Source organism: Cellulomonas rhizosphaerae, from assembly GCF_003470205.1.
GTDB classification, from domain to species: Bacteria; Actinomycetota; Actinomycetes; order Actinomycetales; family Cellulomonadaceae; genus Cellulomonas; species Cellulomonas rhizosphaerae.
In genome coordinates, this window is sequence record NZ_QWKP01000100.1 from 1 (window position 1) to 9,106 (window position 9,106).

Annotated in this window: 10 protein-coding genes; 4 read left to right on the forward strand and 6 right to left on the reverse strand. The window is 71.8% G+C overall.

Features of this window, described 5'->3' with window-relative positions:
* Window positions 1-98: 98 nt before the first annotated feature.
* From D1825_RS02135 to D1825_RS02150, 4 genes are all read left to right on the forward strand, one after another.
* The gene (locus D1825_RS02135) at window positions 99-1,298 is read left to right on the forward strand and encodes a phosphoglycerate kinase (protein ID WP_118765847.1); all 1,200 of its coding nucleotides are present in this window, start codon (window positions 99-101) and stop codon (window positions 1,296-1,298) included.
* Window positions 1,299-1,300: 2 nt separating this feature from the next.
* The gene (gene tpiA, locus D1825_RS02140; protein WP_118765848.1) at window positions 1,301-2,095 is read left to right on the forward strand and encodes a triose-phosphate isomerase; all 795 of its coding nucleotides are present in this window, start codon (window positions 1,301-1,303) and stop codon (window positions 2,093-2,095) included.
* Between the two features lie 176 nt (window positions 2,096-2,271).
* Window positions 2,272-2,514 (forward strand): preprotein translocase subunit SecG, encoded by a 243-nt coding sequence (gene secG, locus D1825_RS02145; RefSeq protein WP_118765849.1) that lies wholly within the window; start codon window positions 2,272-2,274, stop codon window positions 2,512-2,514.
* Between the two features lie 10 nt (window positions 2,515-2,524).
* Window positions 2,525-2,872: an RNA polymerase-binding protein RbpA gene (locus D1825_RS02150; protein ID WP_118765850.1), complete on the forward strand. Its 348-nt coding sequence runs from the start codon at window positions 2,525-2,527 to the stop codon at window positions 2,870-2,872.
* Here D1825_RS02150 and D1825_RS02155 read toward each other — a convergent pair.
* The 6 genes from D1825_RS02155 to D1825_RS02180 form a co-directional block, all read right to left on the reverse strand.
* On the reverse strand, window positions 2,869-3,537 hold the full coding sequence (locus D1825_RS02155) for an O-methyltransferase (protein ID WP_118765851.1): 669 nt from the start codon (window positions 3,535-3,537) through the stop codon (window positions 2,869-2,871). The genes D1825_RS02150 and D1825_RS02155 overlap by 4 nt on opposite strands.
* Complete coding sequence (gene pgl / locus D1825_RS02160; RefSeq protein WP_118765852.1) at window positions 3,534-4,286, reverse strand: 6-phosphogluconolactonase; 753 nt, start codon at window positions 4,284-4,286, stop codon at window positions 3,534-3,536. Before pgl ends, D1825_RS02155 begins: the two co-directional genes overlap by 4 nt.
* Complete coding sequence (locus D1825_RS02165) at window positions 4,283-5,200, reverse strand: glucose-6-phosphate dehydrogenase assembly protein OpcA (RefSeq protein WP_118765853.1); 918 nt, start codon at window positions 5,198-5,200, stop codon at window positions 4,283-4,285. Before D1825_RS02165 ends, pgl begins: the two co-directional genes overlap by 4 nt.
* Window positions 5,197-6,738, reverse strand: coding sequence for a glucose-6-phosphate dehydrogenase (gene zwf, locus D1825_RS02170; protein ID WP_118765854.1), 1,542 nt, complete (start codon window positions 6,736-6,738; stop codon window positions 5,197-5,199). The genes D1825_RS02165 and zwf overlap by 4 nt, the downstream gene beginning before the upstream one ends.
* On the reverse strand, window positions 6,735-7,865 hold the full coding sequence (gene tal / locus D1825_RS02175; RefSeq protein WP_118765855.1) for a transaldolase: 1,131 nt from the start codon (window positions 7,863-7,865) through the stop codon (window positions 6,735-6,737). Before tal ends, zwf begins: the two co-directional genes overlap by 4 nt.
* Window positions 7,866-7,954: 89 nt before the next feature.
* Window positions 7,955-9,106: transketolase-like TK C-terminal-containing protein (locus D1825_RS02180; RefSeq protein ID WP_325051452.1), on the reverse strand; the 1,152-nt coding region annotated here is incomplete at its 5' end.

Genomic DNA, 9,106 nt, shown 5'->3' on the forward strand with positions numbered 1-9,106 from the left:
TGAAACTGCACGGATATGCGTCCGCGTGCGCCCCGGCCACCGGCCTCGGCGCACGCGGACGCTGTCGTGTGAGCCCCCTTTTACCCAGGTAGGAGACCATGAAGACCATCGAGGACCTCGGCGACCTGCGCGGCAAGCGCGTGCTCGTCCGCTCCGACTTCAACGTGCCGCTCGACGGCACGACGATCACCGACGACGGCCGCGTGCGCGCCGCCCTGCCGACGCTGCAGGCGCTGCTCGGCGCCGGTGCGCGCGTCGTCGTCACGGCCCACCTCGGCCGCCCGAAGGGTGCGCCCGAGGACAAGTACTCGCTCGCGCCCGTCGCCGCGCGCCTCGGCGAGCTGCTCGGCCAGGACGTCGCGCTCGCGAAGGACACGATCGGCGACTCCGCCAAGGAGACCGTCGCGGCGCTGCAGGACGGCCAGATCGCCCTGCTGGAGAACATCCGGTTCGACCCGCGCGAGACCAGTAAGGACGACGCCGAGCGCGGCGCCCTCGCGGCCGACCTGGCGCAGCTCGCGGACGTTTTCGTCTCGGACGGCTTCGGCGTCGTGCACCGCAAGCAGGCGTCGGTCTACGACGTCGCGCTCGTGCTGCCGCACGCGGTCGGCAAGCTCGTGCTCAACGAGGTCGAGTCGCTCAAGAAGGCGACGCAGGACCCGGCGCGCCCCTACGTCGTGGTGCTCGGCGGCTCGAAGGTCTCCGACAAGCTCGGCGTCATCGCGAACCTGCTGACCAAGGCGGACCGCCTGGTCATCGGCGGCGGGATGCTGTTCACGTTCCTCGCGGCCAAGGGCTACTCGGTCGGCAACTCGCTGCTCGAGGCGGACCAGATCGACACCGTCAAGGGCTACCTCGCGCAGGCCGAGGAGGCCGGCGTCGAGATCGTCCTTCCGGTCGACATCCGCGTGGCGGACGCGTTCGCGGCGGACTCGCCGTCGAGCGTCGTGGCCGCGGACGCCATTCCTGACGGCAAGATCGGCCTCGACATCGGTCCCGAGTCCGAGGCGCTGTTCGCCAGCAAGATCACGGACGCCAAGACGGTCGTCTGGAATGGCCCGGCCGGCGTGTTCGAGTTCGAGGCGTTCGCTGGCGGCACGAAGGCCGTCGCGCAGGCGCTCATCGACGCGGGCGCGAACGGCGGCTTCACGATCGTCGGCGGCGGTGACTCGGCCGCGGCCGTGCGCATCCTCGGTTTCGACGAGGCCAAGTTCGGCCACATCTCCACCGGCGGCGGCGCCAGCCTGGAGTTCCTCGAGGGCAAGACCCTGCCCGGCATCGCAGTTCTGGAGGACTGAGCATGAGCACCCGTACCCCCCTGATGGCGGGCAACTGGAAGATGAACCTGGACCACCAGCAGGCGATCCAGACGCTGCAGAAGCTGGCCTGGACCCTCAAGGACGCGAAGCACGACTTCTCGGCCGTCGAGGTCGCCGTGCTGCCGCCGTTCACCGACCTGCGCAGCGTGCAGACGCTCGTCGACGCCGACAAGCTCGAGATCGTCTACGGCGCGCAGGACGTGTCGGCCCACTCCTCGGGTGCCTACACGGGCGAGATCTCGCCCGTGTTCCTCGCCAAGCTCGGCGTCACCTACGTGGCCATCGGCCACTCGGAGCGCCGCGAGCACCACAACGAGAGCGACGCGCTGGTCAACGCCAAGATCAAGTCCGCCCTCGGCGAGGGCGTGCTGCCGATCCTGTGCGTCGGCGAGGACGTCGACACGCGTCGCGCTGCCGCCCACGTGCAGCACACGCTGCTGCAGCTCGAGGGTGCGCTCGACGGCATCACGGCCGAGCAGGCCAAGACGGTCGTCGTCGCCTACGAGCCCGTCTGGGCCATCGGTACCGGCGAGACGGCGACGCCCGAGGACGCCCAGGAGATGGCCGAGGCCATCCGTGGGCGCCTGGCCGAACTGTACGACCAGGCCACGGCCGACGCGGTACGCGTGCTCTACGGCGGCTCGGTGAAGTCGTCGAACGTCGCGTCGATCATGGCCAAGCCCGACGTCGACGGCGCTCTCGTCGGCGGCGCGAGCCTCGACCCCGAGGAGTTCGCCAAGATCGCGCGGTACCAGTCGCACGCCGTGGGTCTCTGACCTCTCGGCATCACGCCCGGACGGTCCGGCGTCACCCGAAAGGGCGGCGCCGGACCCGCCGGTCGCGGACGATGTGGCCTATTCGCCCCGTCGTCGCCTACCCTGGACCCCGCTCCACCAGTACGCGGGTCGTCGAAGACCCGCGGCTCCCGCACCAGTGAGGAACTGACACCGCCGTGACCGCCTTGAAGATCTCGCTGCAGGTGCTCCTGGTGCTGACCAGCCTGCTGCTCATCCCGCTCGTCCTGCTGCACAAGGGCAAGGGCGGCGGCCTCTCGGACATGTTCGGCGGTGGCATCACCAGCTCCGCCGGCAGCTCGGGCGTCGCGGAGCGCAACCTCAACCGCATCACCATCGGCACCGCGGTGCTGTGGGCCGCGATCATCGTCCTGCTCGGCCTCATCGAGACCACGGTCTGAGGCACCGGGCATGGCGAGCGGGAGTGCGATCCGGGGGTCGCGCGTCGGCGCAGGCCCCATGGGAGAGGCCGAGCGGGGCGACGCCGCCCCGCGCATCTGGATCTCCTACTGGTGCGCCAACGGGCACGAGACGCGCCCCAGCTTCTCCGAGGAGATCGCTGACGAGGCGCCCGTGACCTGGGACTGCCCCCGCTGCGGTTACCCCGCCGGGCAGGACCAGGAGAACCCGCCGTCGCCGTCGCGCAACGAGCCGTACAAGACGCACCTCGCGTACGTGAAGGAGCGTCGCTCCGAGGAGGACGGCGCCGCGATCCTCGACGAGGCGCTCTCCAACCTGCGGGCGCGCCGAGGCCGCTAGCCCAGCACGCGCAGCAGCGCGAAGCCGTCGTGCCCCTTGCTCCCCACGGTCTGCACGACGGTCGCGTCGAGCCGCGGGTGGCCGGTGAGCAGGTCGACCATGCGTCGCACGCCCTGCACCCGGTCGTCGGGGTGCGCAGCATCGACGACGCCGCCGGCCCGGACCACGTTGTCGACGACGACGAGCGTGCCCGGGCGGGACAGCGCGAGCGCCTGCTCGGTGTAGCGCGCCAGGCTCTGCTTGTCCGCGTCGACGAAGATCAGGTCGAAGGGCTCCGTGCCCTCGGCGATCAGGCGGTCCAGCGTGCCGACCGCGGGGCCGACGAGCACCTCGACCAGGTCGCCCACGCCGGCCTGCTCGAGCGAGTCGGCGGCCACGCGGGCGTGCAGGGAGTCGATCTCGAGCGTCAGCAGCACACCGTCGGCGGGCAGGGCGCGCGCGAGCCACAGCGTGCTGTAGCCGCCGAGCGTGCCGATCTCGAGGATCCGCCGTGCGCCGACGGTCTGCGCGAGCAGGTGCAGGAGCTTGCCCTGGTTCGGCGCGACGGCGATGTCCGGCAGCCCGGCCGCGACGGCCGCGGCCCTGGTCTCGACGAGCGCGACGTCCTCGGGCACGAGCACCCCGAAGTACTCGTCGACCGCGTCGAAGAGCGGCTGATCCGTCATGAGGCTGGGCCGGCGGCCGCCACGTCGACGAGCCAGAGGGTCCTCTCGATGCCGAGGGCGCCGGCGGCGGGGATCTCAGACTCGGAGGCTCCGCCGAGGGCCGCGGCGACCGCCTCGGCCTTCTCCGCTCCGGCCGCGACGACCCACACCTCGCGCGCGCCACGGATGGCGTCGAACGTCAGGGAGACGCGCAGGGGCGGCGGCTTGGGGGAGCCGTGCACCCCGACGGTGGACCGTCCCGACACCAACAGCGCCTCGTGGCCGGGGAACAGGGACGCGACGTGGCCGTCGGGTCCCATCCCGAGCAGGAGGACGTCGAACGCCGGTGCGGGCCCGGTGTTGCCGGTCGCGGCGGCGAGCGCCACCGCGTACTCGTCGGCGGCCTCCGCGGGCGTCGTGACGTCATCGTCGAGCGCGGGCACGGCGTGCACGTTCTCGGGCGGCAGGGCGTCACCCAGCGCGTCGAGGAGGGCCTCGCGGGCCTGGGTCTCGTTGCGGTCGGCGTCGCCGTCGGCGAGGAAGCGCTCGTCGCCCCACCACAGGTGCACGCCCGACCAGTCGACCGCGTCCCGCACCGGGTTCGCGGCCACGGCGGCGAGCGTCTTGATGCCCACCGTCCCGCCCGTGAGCACGACGTGCACGGGGGAGCGGTGCGACTGCACGTCGACCAGGTGCGTCAGGAGGCGAGCCGCCGTGGCCTCGGCGAGCAGCGTCGCGTCCGGGTGGACGACGACGTCGCGCACGCTCACTCGCCCACCTTGGCCAGGCCCTTGAGCAGCACCTCGCCGTACACCTCGTCGGCGTCCAGGCGGCGCAGCTCCTCGGCCAGGCACTCGCGCAGCTGACGGATCGGCAGCGCGATGCGGTGCTCGGGCTGGTCGGGCTGGCGCAGCGCGGCGGTCTTCCCGTCGGGCCGGTCGAGCACGATGTCGCCCGACGAGCGCTCGAGCCGCACCTGCGTGATGGCGGGCGCGTCGGCGAACCGCTGGATCTCGACCGGGCACTTGAGCGAGTACGCGAGCCACGCGGCCATGAGGTCGACCGACGAGTGCCGGCTCTCGCCCACGACGACAGCCTTGCGGACCGGCTCGTACGGCGGCTGGTCGAGCGTCGCGGCAATGAGGCCGCGCCAGAGCGTGGCGCGCGACCACGCGAGGTCGGTATCGCCCTCGACGTACGCCTCGCGCAGCTTCTGCAGCCCGGCCGTGGGCCGCGCCAGCTGGGAGGTGTCGGTGATGCGCCGCTGCGCCATGTGACCGAGCGGGTGCTCCGACGGGTTGTCGGGGAACTCGTACGGCCACCACGTGACGATCGGGGCGTCGGGGAGCATGAGCGGCATCACGAGCGTGTCGAGGTGCCGGTCGAGCGCTCCCGACGGGCGCAGGACGATGACCTCGCTCGCGCCCGCGTCGCCGCCGAGACGGATCTGCGCGTCGAGCGTCGACGACCGGTCCTTGGTGTCCTTGGCGATCACGATGACGCGGCACGGGTGCTCGCGGCTCGCGTCGTTGGCGGCGTCGATCGACTCCTCGGGGTCGTGCCCCGCGGTGTCGATGATCAGCGTCAGGACACGGCCGAGCGCGATCGCGCCGCCCTCGTCGCGCTCCTTGAGCAGGCGGCTGTTGATCGCCCGGGTCGTGGTGTCGGGCAGGTCGATGATCACGGTCGCCTCCAGGTGCGCCCGTCGCGCGCCATCATGTCGTCGGCCGAATTCGGGCCCCAGGTGCCCGAGCGGTACTGGTCGGGCTTGCCCTTGGTCGCCCAGTACTGGGTGATCGGGTCGAGGACCTTCCAGGACAGCTCGACCTCCTCGCTCTGGGGGAACAGCGGCGGATCGCCCAGGAGGACGTCGAGGATCAGGCGCTCGTACGCCTCGGGGGAGGACTCGGTGAACGCGTGGCCGTAGCCGAAGTCCATCGTCACGTCGCGCACCTCCATCGCGGTGCCCGGGACCTTCGCGCCGAACCGCAGGGTCACGCCCTCGTCGGGCTGCACGCGGATGACCAGCGCGTTCTTGCCGAGCTCCTCGGTGGCGGTCGTCTCGAAGGGCAGGTGCGGCGCCTTCTTGAAGACCACGGCGATCTCGGTGACGCGTCGACCGAGCCGCTTGCCCGTGCGCAGGTAGAACGGCACGCCAGCCCAGCGCCGGGTGTCGATGTCGACGCGGATCGCGGCGAACGTCTCGGTCGTGGAGGCGGGGTTGAAGCCCTCCTCCTCGAGGTAGCCGACGACCTTCTCCCCGCCCTGCCAGCCCGCCGCGTACTGACCGCGTGCGGTGTGCCGGCCGATGTCGCGGGGGAGGCGGACGGCCGAGAGGACCTTGACCTTCTCCGCCCGCAGCCCGTCCGCGTCGAAGGAGACGGGCTCCTCCATGGCGGTGAGGGCGAGGAGCTGCATGAGGTGGTTCTGGATGACGTCGCGCGCCGCGCCGATGCCGTCGTAGTACCCCGCGCGGCCGCCGATGCCGATGTCCTCGGCCATGGTGATCTGCACGTGGTCGACGTAGTTGGAGTTCCAGATGGGCTCGAACAGCTGGTTCGCGAAGCGCAGCGCCAGCAGGTTCTGCACCGTCTCCTTGCCCAGGTAGTGGTCGATCCGGAAGATGTCGTCCGGGTTGAACACGCTCGAGACGATGCCCTGCAGCTCTCGCGCGCTGGCCAGGTCGTGGCCGAACGGCTTCTCGATGACCACACGGCGCCAGGTGCCCTCGGCCGGCTGCGAGAGACCCGAGCGGGCCAGCTGCTTGCAGACCACGGGGAACGCGCCCGGGGGGATCGACAGGTAGAACGCATGGTTGCCGCCCGTGCCGCGGTTCACGTCGAGCTCCTCGACCGTGCTGCGCAGGCGGTCGAACGCGTCGTCGTCGTCGAACGTGCCCTGGACGAACCGGATGCCCTCGGACAGCTGGCGCCACGTGGCCTCGCGGAACGGGGTGCGCGCGTGCTCCTTGACCGAGTCGTGCACGATCTGCGCGAAGTCCTGGTCCGCCCAGTCGCGGCGGGCGAAGCCCGTCAGCGCGAACCCGGGCGGCAGTAGCCCGCGGTTCGTCAGGTCGTAGACGGCCGGCATGAGCTTCTTGCGTGCGAGGTCGCCGGTCACCCCGAAGATCACCAGGCCGCAAGGCCCCGCGATCCGGGGCAGGCGGCGGTCACGAGGGTCGCGGAGCGGGTTGTGGCCCTCGGAGACCTTGGCGGGGCTCACCGGGCGTCCGCGGCGACCTGGTCGGCAGCGCCGCTCAGACCTTCGTCGACCTTGGCCAGGAGCTGCTCCCAGCTGTCGGTGAACTTCTTCACGCCTTCCTCCTCCAGCTTGCGGGTGACCTCGTCGATGTCGATGCCGAGGTCACGCAGCCTCGCGATGACGCTCTCGGCCTCCGCCTGCGTGCCCGTGACCGTGTCGCTGGCGTCGCCGCCGTGGTCAGCGACGGCCTCGAGCGTCGCCTCCGGCATCGTGTTGACGGTGTCCTTGACGACGAGCTCGTCCACGTACAGCGTGTCGGGGTACGCCTTGTCCTTGACCCCGGTGGACGCCCACAGGGGTCGCTGCGGGTGGGCACCGGCCGCGGCGAGCGCCTTCCAGCGGTCGGCTGCGGTCACCTCGAGGAACAGCCCGTACGCGAGGCGCGCGTTGGCGATCGCGGCGGTGCCGCGCAGGGCGGCGGCCTGGGGCGTGCCGATCTCGTCCAGCTTCGGGTCGATCGCCGTGTCGACGCGCGAGACGAAGAACGACGCGACCGACGCGATGGGCGCCAGGTCGTGGCCGTTCGCGGCGGCCTGCTCGAGGCCGGCCTGGAACGCGTCGAGCACGGCGCCGTAGCGCTCGATCGAGAAGATCAACGTGACGTTGACGCTGATGCCCTCGGCGAGCACCGCGGTGATGGCCGGCAACGCCTTGAGTGTCGCGGGGATCTTGATGAAGACGTTGGGGCGGTCGATCGTCGCCCACAGCTTCTTGGCGGACTCGATCGTGGCGTCCGGGTCGTCGGCGAGGCGGGGGTCGACCTCGATCGAGACGCGGCCGTCCTGCGTGTCGGTCCGGTCGTACACGGGGCGCAGCACGTCGGCCGCCTCGCGCACGTCGTCGGTGGTGATGCGGAAGACGGCGTCCTCGACGCTCGTCCCGGCGAGCTCGCGGAGCTGCTCGTCGTACGCGTCACCCGCGCTGATCGCGGTGGCGAAGATCGTCGGGTTCGTGGTCACGCCGACCACGCCGCGCTCGACGAGCTCCGCGAGGTTCCCCGTGCGCAGCCGCTCGCGCGACAGGTCGTCCAGCCAGACGGCGACTCCCGCCTCGGCGAGGCGCTCCAGGGGGGTGCTGCTCGGTGCCATGGTGCTTTCCCTTCGTTCCTGCTGAACGTGCGTTCTGGGAGAAGGTCGCGACAGCCCCGCCCTGACCGGCGGGGCTGTCGCGGCGTGAGTCAGCCCTGCTGGTCGCCCGTCCCGGTCGCGGTCGGCGTGGCGCCGGCCGACGAGGGGGCCTCGTCGCCGCGGGCGGCGGCGATCGAGTCGTGCGCGGCGGCCACGACTGCCTCGGCGGTGATGCCGAACTCGCGGTAGAGCGTCTCGTAGTCGGCCGAGGCGCCGAAGTGCTCGAGCGAGACCGTGCGACCGGCGTCGCCGACGATCTTGTGCCACGAGAGCGCGATGCCGGCCTCGACCGAGACGCGCGCCTTGACGGTCGACGGGAGCACCGACTCGCGGTACGTCTCGTCCTGGTCGGCGAACCACTCGAGCGACGGCGCCGAGACCACGCGCGTGGCGACGCCGGCGGCTTCGAGGGTCTCGCGGGCCTGGACGGCCAGCTGCACCTCGGAGCCCGTGCCGATGAGGATCACGTCGGGCGTGCCCGAGCTCGCCTCGAGGAGCACGTACGCGCCGCGGGCCACGCCTTCGGCTGGCGCGAAGCCCTCCTCACCGCGCGGATACGTCGGCACGTTCTGCCGCGTCAGGATGAGGCCGACGGGGCCCGAGCGGTGCTCGAGGATCGCCTTCCACGCCTGCGCGGTCTCGTTGGCGTCGGCCGGGCGCACCACGGCCAGGCCCGGGATCGCGCGCAGCGCGGTCAGGTGCTCGACCGGCTGGTGCGTGGGGCCGTCCTCGCCGAGGCCGATGGAGTCGTGCGTCCACACGTAGATCGCGGGGGCGCCCATGAGCGAGGCGAGGCGGACCGAGCCGCGCATGTAGTCGGCGAACTGCAGGAACGTACCGCCGTAGGGGCGGGTCAGCCCGTGCAGCACGATGCCCGACAGGATCGCGCCCATGCCGTGCTCGCGGATGCCGAAGTGCAGTGTGCGGCCGTGCTCGTCGCCCGCGAACTCGTGCGTCGAGCGCTTGGCCGGGATGAAGGACGTCGCGCCCTTCATCGTCGTGTTGTTCGAGCCCGCGAGGTCGGCCGAGCCGCCCCACAGCTCGGGCAGCTCGTCGGCGATTGCGGACAGCACGTCGCCCGACGCGGCGCGCGTGGCGACGGCCTTGCCGGCGGGGAACACCGGCAGCGTGGCCTCCCAGCCCTCGGGCAGCTCGTGCGCGACGAGGCGGTCGAGCAGCTCGCCCTTGTCCGGGTTCGCGGC